We start from the raw sequence: 18,067 nt of genomic DNA, 5'->3' as shown, positions 1-18,067 counted from the left end.
GTTTTAACAAGAACATAACAACAGAGGAAGACCGGTATGAGCAACCATCATGAAGCATTAGTGAAGTCACAGTTTAGCGGTCAGGCTGCCGCCTATTTGCAGAGTAACGTCCACGCCCAGGGGGCCGATTTACGCCGTCTGGCTGAATGGCTGGCCGATGACGCGCAGGCTCACCTGCTGGACGTTGGCTGTGGTGCCGGGCATGCCAGCTTTACCGCGGCGCCGCTGGTTTCGCAGGTCACCGCGTATGATTTATCCGAAGGGATGCTGAGCGTCGTTGCGCAGGAAGCCCAAAAGCGCGGCATGGCAAATATCACCTGCGCGCAGGGCCCGGCCGAGATTCTGCCGTTTGCGGATAACAGCTTTGATATTGTGATCAGCCGCTATTCCGCGCACCACTGGCACGATATTCAGGCGGCGTTGATGGAAATTCGTCGCGTCCTGAAGCCAGGCGGCCGTTTTATCATGATGGATATCGCGTCTCCGGGTAAAGCATTGCTCAACGTCTGGTTGCAGACGATTGAAATGCTGCGTGACCCTTCGCACATTCATAACTACTCGCAGGGTGAATGGTTGGCGATGGTCAACAACCGTGGGATGGTGGTGGATAAACTGATTGGCGATAAGCTGCACCTGGAGTTTTCATCCTGGGTTGCTCGAATGAAAACGCCAGAAAATATCGTCAACGCTATCCGTTATTTACAGGATAAAGTCTCTGATGAAGTGCGTGCGCACTTTGAGATTGCCGCCGACGGTAGCTTTGTCAGCGACACCATTATGTTTCAGGCGCGCTAACCGAATGTTTGTGCTGCTGGTGTAGGCCTGATAAGCGCAGCGCCATCAGGCTTTGTACGGCGCATTGCCGGATGGCGGCGAAGCCTTATCCGGCCTACAAAAACAACATTATTAGTTACAGTGTCACGACTATTTTTCCGACCTGCCCGTTGGCTTCCATATAGCGATGGGCTTCGGCAATATCCTCAAATGCAAAGGTTTTATCAATAACCGGCCTCAGTTGCCCAGACTTCAGTCCGTCGTAAACAAAGGCTTTCGCCCGCGCCAGTTTCTCGGCAACGGTGGTTATCTCAAACAGTTCGTAGCCGCGAAACTGCAGGTGTTTACCGAGAATATCCATCACCGGGATGGATAAATTGCGGGTATCCAGCGCGCCGTACTGGAAGAACGTACCGTTCATGGCCATGGCGGCAGTTAGCTTCGCGGCATCCGGCCCACCCACTGGGTCAAAGACCAGGTTCACGCCGGCCCCTTGAGTTATTACATTCAACTCTGCGGTGACATTCTGTTCTGTGGTCGCAATCACCGCCTGTGCCCCGGCGTTTCGCAGCCATTCGTTTTTACGGCTGGTACGGGAAAGCGCAATGGGATGTGCGCCCAACATATTGGCAATCTGAATAGCGGCAATGCCGACGCTGCTGGACGCGGCCCCTATCACGGCGTACTGACCCGCCTGTAAATGACCGTACTCAACGAGTGCGCCATAGGCGGTGATAAACATCATCCAACTGGCGGCGGCTTCGGCAAAGGTCAGGTTTTCAGGGTGCTTCACCACCGCATGCGCTGGCGCATTCACTCGCTCACCGTACATGCCGTACTCGGTAAACATAAAGGAAGGAATCACGCTCACCCGATCGCCAATGGCAAATTCACTCACGCCAGCCCCGACGGCTTCGACGATACCGGCCGCTTCATAGCCGAGCGTTGCCGGGAACTGCGGTTCAATCACATACTGTCCCGTGCGGTACATCACTTCTGCGCGGTTAATACCAATGGCTTTTACGCGAATTTGTACTTCGCCAACTGCCGGGGCGGCAACCGTGACTCAGTTATTTCCAGAACTTCCGGACCGCCGATGCGGTTAAAGGTAATCGTCCAGCGTCAGCGGCGCGCCGTACTTTGCGAGATAGCTGGGCGCAGCACAGGTCACCATCGCCACCTCGCCAATGCGCCGGGCAATAAAGCTGGAATCTTCCAGCACGCCTAAGCGCACAACGCAGTCGATGCCTTCGGCAATCAAGTCGATTCGACGGTCAGATGAGGTAAGGATGATTTCGATGCCCGGGTATCTTTCCCTGAACTCGTCAAGTGCAGGAATGAGCAGTGAATGTGCCAGCGTGAGTGGGAAATCAAGGCGCAGGCTGCCGCTGACTGATTGTGTTGAAGAATACGTCGCCATCAAATCAGCCATCTCACCCAGCAGCACTTTCGCCCGCTGATAAAACGCCTCTCCCTCACTGGTCAGACTGAGTCTGCGCGTGGTGCGATGTAGAAGTTTTACGCCGAGCGCCTCTTCCAGTTGCTGAAGCGCCTTGCTCACTGCGGGACGGTGCATCTGTAGCTGTTCTGCGGCACGGATAAAACTCCCCGATTCGACCACGTGAACAAAAATATCCATATATTCAGTGATATTGGCGCGCATAGCTGAGGGATTCCGTTGATGGCGAGAGATGAGTGATGATTATACGATGACGGGCGGGATGGGTAAATTCACGGCGGTAAGTGACAGTGTAACAAGCGTTACTGTGTTTCCCGGCGTCGCTGCGCTCGGCCGGGCTACGTTCGAATGGGTAGCGCAGCGACGCCGGGAGAACTACGGTGGTTATGCGGTCAATGTCGCCATATCGATAACAAAACGGTACTTCACATCGCTTTTGAGCATACGTTCAAACGCATCGTTAATGTTATGAATATCAATCATTTCTATATCGGCAGTGATGCCATGTTTACCGCAGAAATCGAGCATTTCCTGCGTTTCAGCAATACCGCCAATACAGGAACCGGCAATAGAACGGCGACCCAGCAATAGCGGCAGCGTGCTCGACTCCGGCATATCGCCCAGCAGGCCAACAAAGACCAGCGTGCCGTCGAGCGTCAGAGTTGGCAGATAGGGATTGACCTCGTGAACGTACGGTACAGTATCAATAATCAGATCGAACTGATTTTGCACTTTCGCCATTTGGGCCGGGTCAGTCGAAACCACCACGTGATGGGCACCAAGGCGGCGGGCATCCGCCTCTTTACCCGGAGAACGGGTAAACAGCGTGACTTCCGCGCCCAGCGCGCTGGCCAGTTTGATGGCCATGTGCCCTAACCCGCCTAACCCCACTACCGCCACTTTACTGTTGGCATCTACCTTCCAGTGACGCAGCGGCGACCAGGTGGTGATACCGGCGCACAGGAGCGGCGCGGCACCTTTCAAATCCATGTTTTCCGGTACGTGCAGAACAAAATCCTGGCTGGCAACAATGGTCTGTGAATAGCCGCCGTAGGTAGTGGAATGATCGTGACGATCCTGGCCGTTGTAGGTCTGAACGTTACCCTCTTCACAGTACTGTTCCAGCCCCTGCTGACAGGGCTGGCATACGCGACAGGAGTCAACCATGCAGCCAATGGCGGCCAGGTCGCCCTGCTTAAACCTGGTGACTCCGCTGCCAACGGAGCGAACGCGACCAACAATTTCATGCCCGGGAACAATCGGATAGGTACTGAATCCCCAGTCGTTGCGTGCCTGGTGCAGGTCCGAGTGGCATACGCCGCAATAGAGAATATCGATAACCACGTCATCCGAGCGCGGTTCACGGCGCTCAAAGGTGAATGGCGCCAGGGGTGTCGATGGGTTTGTAGCAGCATAACCTAACACTTTCATGACGTTACCTCGCATTACTTGTTTCATTTTCAGTCAGGGTACAACCTACAGCACATTGTTCACTGAAACTATGCCCGCTGGTGCAATACCGTCATGAGCTTAGTTCATGAATGCTGGCCCGCCTTTCCCATCGCACAAAGGGTTAATTGGCGATGTTATAAGCAATCGTGCGCTTTTTTGTGCCGTTACGTCCAATTTGTCAGCATCGTGTTAAACGTTGCTCTATAATCTTGCGCGCTGCAGTTTCTGCCAGCCCGCCAACGGGTCTGAAGTGAAAGACAACGGAGTTACGTAAGATGTTACCAGGCAATAAAAATCGTTCCCTTTATATCCCCTATGCGGGACCGGTTCTGTTGGAATTTCCCCTGCTAAATAAAGGCAGCGCGTTCAGCATGGAAGAACGCAGCAACTTCAACCTGCTCGGGCTGCTGCCTGAAGTGGTTGAGAGTATTGAGGAGCAGGCCGAGCGTGCCTGGATTCAATACCAGGGTTTTAAAACTGAAATCGACAAGCATATCTACCTTCGCAATATTCAGGACACCAACGAAACGCTGTTCTATCGCTTGGTAGAGAATCATCTTGATGAGATGATGCCGGTTATCTACACCCCAACCGTTGGCGCTGCCTGCGAACGTTTCTCTGAGATTTACCGCCGCGCCCGCGGGGTCTTTATCTCCTATCAGAATCGTCACAATATGGACGACATTCTGCAAAACGTACCAAATCACAATATTAAAGTTATCGTGGTAACCGACGGTGAACGTATTCTCGGCCTGGGCGATCAGGGCATCGGCGGTATGGGTATTCCTATCGGTAAGCTTTCCCTGTACACCTCCTGTGGTGGTATCAGCCCGGCCTATACGCTGCCGGTGGTGCTCGATGTTGGTACCAATAACCAGCAGTTGCTGAACGATCCGCTGTACATGGGCTGTCGTAACCCGCGTATCAGCGACGACGAGTACTATCAGTTTGTGGATGATTTTATCCAGGCCGTGAAACACCGCTGGCCAAACGTGCTGCTGCAGTTTGAAGATTTCGCGCAGAAAAACGCGATGCCGCTGCTCAACCGCTACCGCGATGAGATCTGCTGTTTTAACGATGACATCCAGGGCACCGCGGCGGTCACTGCCGGTACGCTGATTGCGGCAAGCCGCGCGGCGGGCAGCCAGCTCAATGAGCAGAAAGTGGTCTTCCTGGGCGCAGGCTCTGCGGGCTGCGGCATCGCCGAACAGATTATCGCCCAGATGCAGCGCGAGGGTTTGAGTGAGGAACAGGCGCGCGGCCGCGTATTTATGGTTGATCGCTTTGGCCTGCTGACCGACCAGATGCCAAACCTGCTTCCATTCCAGAGCAAACTGGCGCAGAAACAGGAAAAAATTCAGGGCTGGCAGCACGAAAACGACGAGATTTCTCTGCTCGATGTCGTGCGCAACGTAAAGCCAAACATTCTGATCGGCGTTTCCGGCCAGAGCGGACTATTCACGGAAGAAATTATTCGTGAGATGCACAAGAACTGCCCACGCCCGATTGTGATGCCGCTGTCGAACCCAACCTCACGCGTTGAAGCCACGCCGCAGGACATCATCAGTTGGACAGACGGTCAGGCGCTGGTTGCCACCGGCAGCCCGTTCGCACCGGTCACCTGGAAAGATACCGTCTATCCTATTGCCCAGTGCAACAACTCCTATATCTTCCCAGGAATTGGTCTGGGGGTGATTGCCTCAGGCGCGTCGCGTATTACTGACGAGATGCTGATGTCCGCAAGTGAAACGCTGGCCAAACACTCTCCGCTCGCTAACAATGGCGAAGGTCTGGTGCTGCCAGAGCTGAAGGATATTCATAAAGTCTCCCGCGCTATCGCGTTCGCGGTCGGTAAAATGGCCCAGCAACAAGGTGTTGCCACCAATACCTCCGCCGACGCCCTGCAAGAAGCGATTGATGAGAACTTCTGGCTGCCGGAATACCGCAACTACCGTCGTACCTCCATCTAAATCGTAGCAAAATAGTAGCCCGGCCAAGCGCAGCGCCGCCGGGTTTACTCTTCTTCCCTGCAGAAAAAGATGATTGGCACGGTGGTTAAAGCTGAATATTTTATATCCCCCATAATGTATGTTGTAACTAATGATATATTCACTAGATTAATATTCACATGGCCGCTACACTGCCTTCACCTATCAACCTGACAAAATCAAAAGGAGGCTAATTATGCTGTACTGTGAAATTTTCAATGTTTCACATACATTTGGTGATCGCACCAGCTCAAGCGTTATCGGTTTCATGCTGCGATAACTTCGGCTTGAGCGAAGACACCAATCCCTAAACCCTTCCCTCGGGCTTACTTAGTTATCGTCAGCGATGTTTGACGAGGCATCCACATGCCTGTAACTCTTGAGTAAGCAAATGAGCACATTATTAACTGCACAATCTCTTCACGTTGAGACGGCTTTCGGCCCTCTTTTCACTGACCTTTCTTTTACCCTGAAAAAAGGCGACCGTATTGGCCTCATCGGCTACAACGGCTGCGGCAAAAGTACCCTGTTACAGGTACTGGATGGCACGCTTGCCCCCTCTTCCGGACGCGTCGCGTTAGCCAGCCATTGTCTGATGGCCCGTGTAGAACAGCATCTTCCTGCTGAACTACTCGACCGCACGCTGATTCAGTCGGTACTCGCACAGCTGCCAGAATCCGTTCGTGAAAGCCAGCGCTGGCAAGCCGAGCGTTTGTTAACGGAAATGGGCTTCTCCCCAGTTGAGATAGATAACCCGGCGGCAACCCTAAGTGGTGGCCAGCATACCCGACTGTTGTTGGCTCGTGCACTCATCCTGCAACCGGACCTGCTGCTGCTGGATGAACCGGGCAACCATCTCGACCTGCCAACACTGCTATGGCTGGAAAACTTCCTGAATAGCTGGAGCGGCAGCTTCGTTCTGGTTTCACACGATAATCCGCTGCTGGATGCGGTCACCAATACCAGCTGGATTTTGCGTGATAAAACCCTGCATGCGTTTTCACTGCCCTGCTCCGCGGCCCGCCAGGCGTTAGAAGAGCAGGATGAAAGTGATGCGCTGCGTCATAAAGCGGAACAAAAAGAGATCGACCGCGTCACCGCCAGCGCCAAACGGCTGGCCACCTGGGGACGGGTGTATGACAACGAAGACCTCTCGCGTAAAGCCAAGCAGATGGAAAAACAGGTCACACGATTAAAGGAGAGCCAGACGGAACTCACCGCCGGCACGCCATGGACGCTCGCGCTTCACGGCGATGCACTGCGGGCAGACCGTCTGTTGGAAATGGACAACTTGCCTGTGCCGCCAGCACCAGGCCTGGCGCCGTTGTTTACGACCGATATTGCGCGGCTACAAAGTGGCGATCGCGTCGCCATTATGGGACGTAACGGCGGCGGTAAGTCCTCGCTGTTACGCCTGCTCTGGCGGCAGATACAGCATACATCAGCGGATGCCGGGCTTAAGCTTCACCCTCGCCTTAAAGCAGGCTATTACGATCAGACGCTGCACCAGTTAGCGGACGACGACAGCCTGCTGGACGCACTTGAAGCCTTTGAACCCTATGCTGAAACCCGTAAACGCGCGCTGATTTCCACCGGTTTTGGCTGGGCGCGACACGGGCAAAAGGTCAGAACCTTAAGCGGCGGTGAGCGCTCTCGCCTGCTGTTTGTCGGGTTATCGCTCGCCCGATACAGCCTGCTATTGCTTGATGAACCTACAAACCACCTGGATATCGACGGAAAAGCGGCGCTTGCGCAAACGCTTAGTGAGTATCCCGGCGGCGTTTTGCTGGTCAGCCACGACCGTCAGCTTATCAGCAATAGCTGCAACCGTTTCTGGTTGATTGACGAGAAGGGTTTAAGCGAATGGCCTGATGCTGACGCAGTGTACGAGCAACTTCGTCACCGTACTTGTCCGGACGCACCGTGCTTAGTCACCGCCATAGACGAGAAAGTCACAACGGAGGCTGATGACCTGCTGGAGCGTTTAATTGAGCTTGAGTGGCGGTTAGCCGAAGACCTGGCGCGTAAGCCAAAACATCAGAAACCGCAGTTGCAACAGCGCTGGCGCGAGGAGATTGCCAACATCAACAATCAGCTAACCTAACCACCTCGTAGCCCGGCCGAGCGCAGCGACGCCGGGTTTTCGCTATACCCGGAGTCGGCGTTTTACTGTGGATTCTTCTCTTTCCAGGCATCCCACGCCTGCTTAATTTCCTGCTTCGCGGCAGCGGCATCATTAAAACCGTTCAATTCTACCTTTTTGCGACCTTCCGGTAGCTGTTTGTAGACGCGGAAAAACGCCTGCAAACGTTCCTGCTCTACCTTCGGCAGGTCGCTCACATTCTTTATATCGTCATAGGTTGGGTCAATTTTGCTGGTTGGCACGGCGATAATTTTATCGTCTTTCTCACCCCCATCAATCATCTTCAACACACCGATCGCGCGCAGTTTGATAAGCGTACCAGGCGCCATTGGAGCGCGGGTATAAAATACAACATCCAGCGGATCGCCATCGCCTGCCAGAGACTGTGTCAGAGAACCGTAGTTTGCTGGATAAGACACCGGCATGGACTGAAAGCGGTCGGCGACCAGAAAACCGGTCTTGGCGTCAGTTTCATATTTAATAATACCGCCGGCTGGAATCTCGGTAACCGCGTAAAACTCTTCAGGGTTATTTTCCGGCTGTGGGAAATCAAGTACGTTGTGAGCCTGCGCGACGGCGGAAAGAAAAAGGCTTGCTGCAAGGATTTTTTTTACCAGATGCATTGTGTCGTCACTCTATCGTTATAAGAAAAACAAAAACGACACGGTAGAGTTTACTGATGAATAAATGATGAACGCTTAGTGACAGAACGGTGAACACTCTGTGCTATCAATATGAAAAACCACTAGATTCCGCCTACCCTCCGCCTTGCAATTTCCGCCATTTTCACTAATCATTAATGAGTATTATTATCAAATACATATTAACCAGGAGTAGGATATGAAGGCTGCTGTTGTCACACATGACCATCAGGTAAACGTCACTGAAAAAACGCTGCGCCCACTGCAGCACGGTGAAGCCCTGTTAACAATGGAGTGCTGTGGGGTCTGTCACACCGATTTGCACGTGAAAAACGGTGATTTCGGCGACAAGACTGGGGTTATCCTCGGCCATGAAGGTATTGGGATCGTCAAAGCTATCGGTCCTGGCGTCTCCTCTCTTAAAGTGGGCGATCGCGCGAGCGTTGCCTGGTTCTTCGAAGGCTGTGGCCACTGTGAATACTGTAACAGTGGTAACGAAACGCTGTGTCGTTCGGTAAAAAATGCGGGCTACAGTGTAGATGGTGGCATGGCAGAAGAGTGCATCGTCACCGCTGACTATTCAGTCAAAGTCCCGGATGGCCTTGATTCCGCCGCGGCGAGCAGCATCACCTGCGCAGGTGTCACCACCTATAAAGCCGTCAAAATCTCGAAAATCAAACCAGGTCAGTGGATTGCCATTTACGGTCTGGGTGGTCTGGGCAACCTGGCGCTGCAATACGCGAAAAACGTCTTTAATGCCAAAGTGATCGCTCTCGATGTGAACGATGAGCAGCTGAAGCTGGCCAAAGAGATGGGCGCGGATCTTATTATCAACTCACGCAGCGAAGATGCCGCCAAACAGGTTCAGGAACTGACCGGCGGCGCGCACGCTGCAGTCGTTACCGCCGTTGCGAAAGCGGCCTTTAACTCCGCCGTTGACGCCGTACGTGCCGGTGGCCGCGTGGTGGCCGTTGGCCTGCCACCGGAAGCAATGAGCCTTGATATTCCACGTCTGGTACTCGACGGTATCGAAGTGGTCGGTTCGCTGGTCGGCACCCGTCAGGATCTGACCGAGGCCTTCCAGTTTGCCGCTGAAGGGAAAGTGGTACCGAAAGTGGCGCTGCGTCCGTTAAACGACATCAACGCCATCTTTAAAGAGATGGAGCTGGGCCAGATTCGTGGCCGTATGGTTATCGATCTTCGCCATTAATGTTCAGAGCCTCTCCTGTGAGGGAGAGGCTACTCTCAGGCAGCCACCAGCTTCTGTTGCTGCTGCTGGTAACGGGCATAAAGCAGCAGAGACGACATCGCCAGGAATGACAACGCCGCTGCCGGCAGCGCCACAGAACTCCAGCCGAAATTCATCGTAATCATCAGCCCCCCGAAGAACGCCCCGATCGCACTGCCAAGGTTAAAGGCAATCTGCCCACCAGCCGCTCCTAACATTTCACCGCCCTTTGCGTTCTGCAGCAGCAAAATTTGCAACGGCGCGGAAAGCGCAAATAGCCCCGCACAGCAGATAAATGCCAAGACCAACGACGCGATTTTGAAACCGCCGAGCGCGAAAATAAGCAACAGCGCGACCACGATGACGAAATCGGTTGTTGCCGCTATGCGCAGCGGACTGTAGCGCCCGGAAAGCTTGCCGCTGAGAATATTACCCAGCACCATGCCAAGCCCCACCAGCATCATAATGAACATGATGGCCCCTTCCGGGAAACCCGAGACGTTCATCATAAACGGCTTGATGTAGCTGAACCACGCGAACACGCCAGCATTACCAAACATGGTCGCCGCAAAGATTAGCCACGGTGCAGGGCTTTTCAGGAAGTGGAACTGCTCGCGTAGGCGCGCGTCGGATTTATCAAACAGCGTTGGTACCCAGGCGATAATCGCCACCAGCACCGCCACGTCAAACAGCGCAATCGCGAGGAAGGTATAGCGCCAACTGAACTGATGGCCTAACCACGTTCCCGCCGGTACGCCAACCAGATTAGCCACCGTCATACCGGCGATCATTCCCGCCACCGCCGCCGTCACCCTGCCACGCGGTGCAATCTTCGACAGAATAATCGCCCCCACGCCAAAGAATGCCCCGTGCGGAAAACCTGACACCAGTCGCCCAATCGCCAGCATCGTGTAGCTCGATGACACGGTGAAAATAACGTTACCCAGCACGCAGAGTGCCGCCAGCAGCAGCATGATTGACTTCAGAGAGAAGCGCGTGGAAAACAGCGCAATAATCGGCGCACCAATGACCACGCCGAAGGCATACCAGGAGATCATATTGCCTGCCGCTGGGATCGAGATTCCCACGTCATGCGCCAGTTCCGGCAGCACGCCCATAATGCCAAACTCCGCCATCCCCAGGCCAAACGTGCCCAGCGCCAGCGCAAAAATTGTCTTTTTCATCCCTCTAATCACTTGTTTCTGTTGAGTTTGCAGAGGGGCATTATTGACCATTCATGGGGAGCAGACCAGACAAAAAGGTGCGACGGCGGGTTTATCCATATATACAGCGCGAATGATTCATACACGATGCTGGCATGAGTGCGTAATGCAACAGGAGAATATGCAACGAACGCTCAAGCATCATATCAGCCATCGATGCTCTCATTACAAACACATGAGTGCTGCTATACCACAAACAAAAAAAAGCGGCTCAACATTCCCCTTAAGAAACATCAAACCGCTCTTCACTTCCGGAAAGAACCCCTACTTCATCCCTTCCGAACTCTCTTTCTTCGCCTCTACTCGCTCAACTTCACGATACCAGCGCGGGTGGTGTTTCTGCGCCCAGCGGCGGCTCACCTTGCCTTCAATCATCCCTTTAATCGACCCTTTGACCCAGAACGCCATATACATATGGATGAGGATTGCATGGATCAGGATAATAGCGGAAGCAGCATGAATCAGCAGCGCATAGCGAATCACCTGAATCGGGAAGAACGGCGCGAAATAAGGACGCCAGATAATCACCCCGGTCACCAGCAGCACGAAAATCATGCTCATAATGGTCCAGAACATCATCTTCTGTCCGGCGTTATATTTCCCGACCTTCGCCACTTTATGCTCGTTGCCTTTCAGGACTTCGACAATCCCCAGCACCCACGGAATATCCTGCTTGTCCGGAATGTTGTGATGCACGAAGCGGGCAAACATAAACATCAACACCACGAAGATCAGCACGCCGAAGAACGGGTGCAGAATACGCCCCATCTGCGGTGTACCGAAAGTTTCGGTCAGCCATTGCAGCGTCGGGAAGAAAAACGAAATCCCCGATACCGCCACCAGGAAGAAGCAGATAGCCACCGTCCAGTGACAGGCGCGATCGACAAACTTGGTGCGCACAATCATTTTCGACTTACTCATGGCCATCCTCCTCTTCGTCATCATCCACTTCTTTGTTCGGGCCAATACCAATGTAGTGATAAATCAGCCCGGCAAAGGTGGCGATAAAGCCAGCGGCAGACAGCGGTTTGAGCGCCCCTTTCCACAGATTAATGCTGGTATCGATGGCCGGATCTTTCGGCAGCTTATGATACAGCTCCGGCTGGTCCGCATGATGCAGTACATACATCACGTGCGTTCCGCCCACGCCTTCCGGATTATAGATACCGGCATGCGGATAGCCGCGTTTCTTAAGCTTATCGACGCGCTCCTGCGCCACGTCCAGCATCTCTTTTTTGGTGCCGAAGTGAATCGCTCCGGTCGGACAGGTTTTCACGCAGGCCGGTTCCTGACCCACGCTGACGCGGTCTACACACAGGGTGCATTTATAAACGCGGTTATCCTCTTTATTGAGGCGCGGAATATTAAACGGACACCCGGCGATGCAGTAACCGCAGCCGATGCAGTTTTCCTGCTGGAAATCGACGATCCCGTTGGCGTACTGAATAATCGCCCCGGCGGACGGACATGCCTTCAGGCAACCTGGGTCCTCACAGTGCATACAGCCGTCTTTACGAATCAGCCATTCCAGCTTGCCGTTCTGTTCGGTTTCGCTAAAGCGCATCACCGTCCAGGACTTAGCGCTGAGATCGGCGGGGTTATCGTAAACCCCCACGCAATGCCCTACTTCGTCGCGAATATCGTTCCACTCAGAGCAGGCCACCTGGCAGGCTTTACAGCCCACACAGGAGGAGACATCAATCAGCTTGGCAACTTCATCCTTATAATCCCGCGCACGAGGCGCGGGGGTAATCGGGTTAGTTGCAGAGCGTTTAATAATGTCTTGTGTTTCCATCGCCATTTAAACGCTCCTTACGCTTTCTCGATGTTAACCAGAAACGCCTTATACTCCGGCGTTTGCGAGTTGGAATCGCCGACGTTCGGCGTCAGGGTATTGGCGATATAGCCTTTACGCGCTACGCCCTCAAAGCCCCAGTGCAGCGGAATACCGACGGTTTCGACCTGCTGACCGTTCACATTCAGGGTCTGCAGGCGACGCGTCACCACCGCCACCGCGCGAATAAAGCCGCGCTTACTGCTGACGGTCACACGGTCACCGTTGGCAATGCCTTTGGCCTTCGCCAGCCCTTCGCTGATTTCCACAAACTGCTCTGGCTGCGCAATAGCGTTCAGACGCGCATGCTTGGTCCAGGTATGGAAATGCTCGGTCAGACGATAGGTGGTGCCGACGTATGGGAACTTATCTTTCTTCCCAAGACGCAGGGCATCTTCTTCGTAAATACGGACAACCGGGCTCGAGATAACGTTCGGGTGCAGCGGGTTGGTACCCAGCGGCGTTTCCATCGGCTCGTAGTGTTCCGGGAACGGCCCTTCTGCCAGCTTATCGAGGGCAAACAGGCGACCCAGACCTTCCTGCTGCATGATAAACGGATTGGTTTTGCTGCCCGGCGGTGCGGTATTAAAGTCGGGAATATCGTTACCGGTCCATTTGCTACCATCCCACTTGATCAGCATCCGTTTCGGATCCCAAGGCTTACCGTTAACGTCCGCCGAGGCGCGGTTATACAGCACGCGACGGTTCAGCGGCCATGCCCATGCCCAACCCAGCGTATTGCCCAGCCCTGACGGGTCGGCGTTATCGCGGTTGGCCATCTGGTTACCTTTTTCAGTCCAGCTACCGGTGTAGATCCAGCAGGAGGACGCAGTGGTACCGTCATCGCGCAGCAGCGCAAAGCTATTAAGCAACTGACCTTTTTTCGCCACCAGCACGCCGTTGGCATCATAAAGGTCGGCCAACGCATAGCCGTTGTTCTCTTTCGCGACTTCTTCAGACTCAGGATGGTCCGGCTGTTTGTAGTTCCAGCCCATTTTCAGCAGTGGTTCAACGCCTTTACCGCCTTCGTTGCGATACATTTCGCGCAGACGATGGTAAATACCGGCCAGAATCTCGCCGTCGTTACGCGCTTCCCCCGGTGCATCCTGACCTTTCCAGTGCCACTGCAGCCAGCGGCCGGAGTTGGCAATCGAACCGTCTTCTTCGGCAAAACAGGTCGACGGCAGGCGGAACACTTCGGTCTGGATCGTTGATGGGTCAACGTCGTTAGACTCGCCGTGGTTCTGCCAGAAGGTCGAGGTTTCGGTCACTAACGGGTCGATAACCACCATGTACTTCAGCTTGCTTAAGCTGCGTACCACCTTGTTTTTGTCCGGGAACGACGCAACCGGGTTAAAGCCCTGGCAGATATAGCCGGTGACTTTGCCGTTATCCATCATGTTGAAGTATTTGATAACGTCGTAGGCCTGGTCCCATTTCGGCAACCAGTTAAAGCCCCAGTCGTTATCCTTCGTTGCCGCGTCGCCGTAGAACGACTTCATCAGGCTGACGAAGAACTTCGGATAGTTGCTCCAGTAGTTCACCTGTTCCGGCAGCAGCGCTTTCGGCGTATTCGCTGTCAGATAGGTTTGCAGATCCGCCTGTTTATCCGACGGCAGCGTCAGATAACCGGTCAGGCTAGTCGACAGCAGACCTAAGTCGGTTAACCCCTGAATGTTCGAGTGACCGCGCAAGGCGTTCACGCCGCCGCCTGCCATCCCCATATTACCGAGCAGCAGCTGAATCATCGCCATGGTGCGAATGTTCTGCGCCCCCACGGTGTGCTGTGTCCAGCCCAGTGCATACAGGAAAGTGGTCGTGCGGTCTGCCGCACTGGTGGAGGCCAGCACGTCGCACACTTTCAGGAAGTCCGCTTTCGGCGTACCGCAGATGTTCTCCACCACGTCCGGCGTATAGCGGGAAACGTGCTGCTTCAGCAGGTTCCACACGCAGCGCGGATGGGTCAGCGTTTCATCGCGTTTGGCATAGCCGTTTTCGTCGTACTGATAGTTCCAGGACGATTTGTCGTACTGGCGTTTTTCGGCATCGTAGCCGCTGAACAGGCCGTCTTCGAAGGCAAAGTCATCCCGCACCAGCAGGCTGGCGTTGGTGTAATGCTTCACGTATTCAGCGTTGATCTTATTGTTTTCGATAAGATACAGCAGTACGCCCGACAGGAAGGTAATGTCGGTACCGGAACGAATAGGCGCATAGATATCGGCCACCGACGCCGTACGCGTAAAGCGCGGGTCGACAACGATAAGCGTGGCATCGTTATTGTTCTTCGCTTCCATCGCCCAGCGGAAACCCACTGGATGGGCTTCAGCGGCGTTACCGCCCATCACCATCACGACGTTAGCGTTTTTGATATCAACCCAGTGGTTGGTCATCGCACCGCGACCAAATGTTGGAGCAAGACTTGCTACCGTTGGTCCGTGTCAGACGCGCGCCTGGTTGTCTACCGCCAGCATGCCGAGTGAGCGCACAAACTTCTGCGTCAGCATGCCGGTCTCATTACTTGCCGCGGATGCGCACAGCATCCCGGTGGAGAGCCAGCGGTTAACCGTCACGCCCTGCTCATTCTTCTCAATAAAGTTGGCGTCGCGGTCGGCCTTCATCAATTTTGCGATGCGGTCGAAGGCTTCATTCCACGAAATACGCTGCCATTTATCTGAGCCAGGTGCGCGGTATTCCGGATAGCGCAGGCGGTTTTCACTGTGTACATAGTCCAGCAGCCCCGCGCCTTTCGGACACAGTGCGCCACGGCTTACCGGATGATCCGGGTCACCTTCAATGTGGTAAATCGATTCCCGGGTATTTTTGGCTCCATCGCCCAGGCTATACATTAATAGCCCACAACCTACGGAGCAGTATGTGCAGGAGTTACGAACTTCTTTAGCGCGGAGTAATTTGAAATTTCGCGCCTGTGCTAACGCCATTTTTGGGGCAAACCCTAATGCCGCAGCCGTCGTCCCAGCCATACCGCCCGCGCAGATTTTAAAAAACTTTCTGCGGCTGACGTCCATTATTTTCCTCATTGTATGGATGTACTTCGAGAGGAAAATTAACAGCAATGCCCCTGTTTTTTTTGCGTCAAATCAATGTCGAAAACTGAGCCCCCCTTAATAGTCAGGGTCAGCGATTTTACTTAACCCTTTAGAGTTAGACATCGCGGAAAAATATCACCCGCCGCCACAAAAAAATGCTATAACCGGAAACTTCGTTTGTAAAAGCATCAGGTTAGAGATGGATAATAAGAAAGCGACGCTGACGGGACTCACCGCTATCGTCTTATGGAGCACCATGGTGGGGCTGATTCGCGGCGTCAGTGAAGGGCTTGGGCCCGTGGGCGGTGCGGCGATGATTTACAGCCTGAGCGGCCTGTTGCTCATCTTCACCGTCGGCTTCCCGCAGTTGCGTCAGATCCCACCGCGTTATCTTGTGGCCGGTAGCGTGCTTTTTGTCAGCTACGAAATCTGTCTCGCGCTGTCACTAGGCTATGCCGGCACCCGCCAGCAGGCGATTGAAGTCGGCATGGTCAATTATCTCTGGCCAAGCCTGACGATTTTATTTGCCATTATCTTCAACGGCCAGAAAAGCAGCTGGCTGGTGATCCCGGGCTTATTGCTTTCCGTATTCGGTGTGACCTGGGTATTAGGCGGCGAACAAGGGCTCGATCTCAACGAAATAACCCGCAACGTCATCTCCAGCCCGCTCAGCTATATTCTGGCCTTTGCCGGGGCCTTTATCTGGGCGGCGTACTGCACCGTCACCGCCAAATACGCCAAAGGCAAAAACGGTATTACGCTGTTTGTTTTACTGACGGCGTTAAGCTTGTGGGTGAAATTCCTGCTAAGCGATCAGCCGCCGATGGTCTTTAGCTGGCCGGTGGTGATTAAACTGGTGATGTGCGCACTGGCATTAGGATTAGCCTATGCGGCATGGAATGTGGGCATTCTGCACGGCAACGTCAGCCTGCTGGCCGTCGCATCTTACTTTACGCCAGTCCTCTCTTCGGCGCTGGCGGCGGTATTACTCAGCGCCGCGCTCTCCTGGTCATTCTGGCAAGGCGCGGCGATGGTCTGCGTGGGTTCGCTGCTCTGCTGGCAGGCCACCCGGCGGTAAACGGCTTAGTCGCCGTAGAGCTTAATGCTCAGAATGTTAGTAATCGAACGACCGTTCCAGTGATACTCCAGATGCTCTGCCTGCGTCACTTTTTTGACCAGGCAGGGCCGATAAAGCACATAGCAGGTGTGGCCGGTATGGCGCACTGAGCAGTAATGAATACCGTCTCTGCCCTGCATTTTCTGCGTTTGGGCAAAAACCTTCGACTGGCTGTAATCCGTGGCGTGATAGAGCGGCGATGAGATAAAGGGTTCCTGGGTGATATCCGCAAGAGTTGCATCAAATTCGGTAAACAGCACCCGCATCTGCACCTTCTGCGCCGGTTCATTGGTATAGCCGAAAATACGTTCCTGATGATACACCGTCTCTTTAATGGCGGTATCAAGCTGAGGGGCGCAGTAATAGCCACCAAAATCGCCGGTACTGAATCGCGCCCCTTCCGGATTGATATGCGTAAAGGCCGCCATCACGTAGCTGCTGCCGTTCAGCCCGACCAGCCAATCCGCTTTCGGCACCCGCATCAATTCCCCCGCCTGCTCCAGCAATCGCTCGTTGGTCAGCGCTTCAACGGCCCAGACCGCTTCCAGCTCATCACTGCTGGCAACGTCTTCGAACAAATCGATGGTGGGATAGCGGCTGGGAATGATCCGGTATGCCGCGGCCCCGGTTAAGTCGATGAGTGGTGGCGCTTCAGTGCTCAAGCCATGCCTCCTCGCCAGGACTGAAGCCGCGTGGCGACCTCATAAAGGTCTGCAACCCGACCACCGTTCATCACGTCCATAGCGGAGCGTCCGGCAAAGAAAGGATGCGAGTTTGGTTTACGCACCCAACCGTAGATGCTGTCATCGGCGGTGAACAGTAAACGCAGGCATTTATGAATGTTCAGGATGTAGCTCATACGCTCCTGAATATCCACACTTAAGCGGATGCCCCCCTTCGACTCTTTGTATTTGTTCAATGTTGAACGTGAGCTAATACCCAATAATCGAAGTTGTTCATCTGTGTTACATTGCCATTTTTCCAGAATGCGAAAGACAACCGGCAGCGCCTTGCTGGTGTCGACATTCCTGTTTACATGGCTTTCTTGTACTGTGGCCATATGCCCTCCCGTACGTTATCTCCGTACATCATCCGAAAAGGGTTGTGTACATTTAATAACGATTGTAGTGCAAATGTTCAATAATGTACACACCCACCAGA

The 18,067-nt window shown here is 54.0% G+C and carries 13 protein-coding genes and 2 pseudogenes; 5 read left to right on the top strand and 10 right to left on the bottom strand.

Annotated features, from left to right (window positions below; translation table 11 throughout):
• Positions 1 to 36 precede the first annotated feature (36 nt).
• Positions 37 to 795: a class I SAM-dependent methyltransferase gene (locus tag ACH1XZ_RS05435; protein ID WP_395594639.1), complete on the top strand. Its 759-nt coding sequence runs from the start codon at positions 37 to 39 to the stop codon at positions 793 to 795.
• A gap of 115 nt (positions 796 to 910) precedes the next feature.
• Here ACH1XZ_RS05435 and ACH1XZ_RS05430 read toward each other — a convergent pair.
• The 3 genes and pseudogenes from ACH1XZ_RS05430 to ACH1XZ_RS05420 form a co-directional block, all read right to left on the bottom strand.
• Positions 911 to 1,887, bottom strand: a pseudogene (locus ACH1XZ_RS05430) (zinc-dependent alcohol dehydrogenase family protein).
• Positions 1,886 to 2,437: pseudogene (locus ACH1XZ_RS05425) on the bottom strand (LysR family transcriptional regulator); the annotation flags it as partial. The pseudogenes ACH1XZ_RS05425 and ACH1XZ_RS05430, both read right to left, overlap by 2 nt.
• Positions 2,438 to 2,617: 180 nt before the next feature.
• Positions 2,618 to 3,664: an NAD(P)-dependent alcohol dehydrogenase gene (locus ACH1XZ_RS05420; protein ID WP_395594638.1), complete on the bottom strand. Its 1,047-nt coding sequence runs from the start codon at positions 3,662 to 3,664 to the stop codon at positions 2,618 to 2,620.
• Between the two features lie 296 nt (positions 3,665 to 3,960).
• Between ACH1XZ_RS05420 and ACH1XZ_RS05415 the strand changes: the two genes are divergently transcribed.
• Both ACH1XZ_RS05415 and ACH1XZ_RS05410 read left to right on the top strand, forming a co-directional pair.
• Positions 3,961 to 5,655, top strand: a complete 1,695-nt coding sequence (locus ACH1XZ_RS05415; protein WP_395594637.1) for an NAD-dependent malic enzyme — start codon at positions 3,961 to 3,963, stop codon at positions 5,653 to 5,655.
• 409 nt (positions 5,656 to 6,064) lie between these two features.
• Positions 6,065 to 7,777, top strand: a complete 1,713-nt coding sequence (locus ACH1XZ_RS05410) for an ABC-F family ATP-binding cassette domain-containing protein (protein ID WP_395594636.1) — start codon at positions 6,065 to 6,067, stop codon at positions 7,775 to 7,777.
• Between the two features lie 62 nt (positions 7,778 to 7,839).
• Here the strand turns inward: ACH1XZ_RS05410 and ACH1XZ_RS05405 are convergent, their stop codons facing one another.
• The gene (locus ACH1XZ_RS05405; protein ID WP_395594635.1) at positions 7,840 to 8,439 is read right to left on the bottom strand and encodes an inorganic diphosphatase; all 600 of its coding nucleotides are present in this window, start codon (positions 8,437 to 8,439) and stop codon (positions 7,840 to 7,842) included.
• A gap of 217 nt (positions 8,440 to 8,656) precedes the next feature.
• Here ACH1XZ_RS05405 and adhP point away from each other — a divergent pair, with 217 nt between their 5' ends.
• Entirely contained in the window at positions 8,657 to 9,667 is a 1,011-nt protein-coding gene (gene adhP / locus ACH1XZ_RS05400) for an alcohol dehydrogenase AdhP (RefSeq protein ID WP_395594634.1), read from the top strand.
• A 35-nt stretch (positions 9,668 to 9,702) separates the two neighbouring features.
• On the opposite strand, the gene araJ is transcribed toward adhP, so the two are convergent.
• From araJ to fdnG, 4 genes are all read right to left on the bottom strand, one after another.
• Complete coding sequence (gene araJ, locus ACH1XZ_RS05395) at positions 9,703 to 10,869, bottom strand: MFS transporter AraJ (protein ID WP_395594633.1); 1,167 nt, start codon at positions 10,867 to 10,869, stop codon at positions 9,703 to 9,705.
• Between the two features lie 303 nt (positions 10,870 to 11,172).
• Complete coding sequence (gene fdnI / locus ACH1XZ_RS05390) at positions 11,173 to 11,829, bottom strand: formate dehydrogenase-N subunit gamma (protein ID WP_035896970.1); 657 nt, start codon at positions 11,827 to 11,829, stop codon at positions 11,173 to 11,175.
• Positions 11,822 to 12,709, bottom strand: coding sequence for a formate dehydrogenase subunit beta (gene fdxH / locus ACH1XZ_RS05385; protein WP_322263330.1), 888 nt, complete (start codon positions 12,707 to 12,709; stop codon positions 11,822 to 11,824). The genes fdnI and fdxH overlap by 8 nt, the downstream gene beginning before the upstream one ends.
• 11 nt (positions 12,710 to 12,720) lie before the next feature.
• A complete protein-coding gene (gene fdnG, locus ACH1XZ_RS05380) occupies positions 12,721 to 15,768 on the bottom strand; it encodes a formate dehydrogenase-N subunit alpha (protein WP_395594632.1) in 3,048 nt (1,015 codons plus the stop codon).
• A gap of 220 nt (positions 15,769 to 15,988) precedes the next feature.
• Between fdnG and yddG the strand changes: the two genes are divergently transcribed.
• Positions 15,989 to 16,867, top strand: coding sequence for an aromatic amino acid DMT transporter YddG (gene yddG, locus ACH1XZ_RS05375; protein ID WP_395594631.1), 879 nt, complete (start codon positions 15,989 to 15,991; stop codon positions 16,865 to 16,867).
• Between the two features lie 5 nt (positions 16,868 to 16,872).
• Here yddG and ACH1XZ_RS05370 read toward each other — a convergent pair whose 3' ends face one another.
• The gene (locus ACH1XZ_RS05370) at positions 16,873 to 17,568 is read right to left on the bottom strand and encodes an RES family NAD+ phosphorylase (RefSeq protein ID WP_395594630.1); all 696 of its coding nucleotides are present in this window, start codon (positions 17,566 to 17,568) and stop codon (positions 16,873 to 16,875) included.
• A complete protein-coding gene (locus tag ACH1XZ_RS05365; RefSeq protein ID WP_395594629.1) occupies positions 17,565 to 17,966 on the bottom strand; it encodes an antitoxin Xre-like helix-turn-helix domain-containing protein in 402 nt (133 codons plus the stop codon). Before ACH1XZ_RS05365 ends, ACH1XZ_RS05370 begins: the two co-directional genes overlap by 4 nt.
• Positions 17,967 to 18,067 lie beyond the last annotated feature (101 nt).

The sequence above is a fragment of the Kluyvera chengduensis genome, assembly GCF_044197065.1.
In the GTDB taxonomy this organism is placed as follows: domain Bacteria; phylum Pseudomonadota; class Gammaproteobacteria; order Enterobacterales; family Enterobacteriaceae; genus Kluyvera; species Kluyvera ascorbata_C.
Note: the sequence above shows the minus strand (reverse complement) of the source record. Positions and strands in the feature narration are given on the sequence as shown.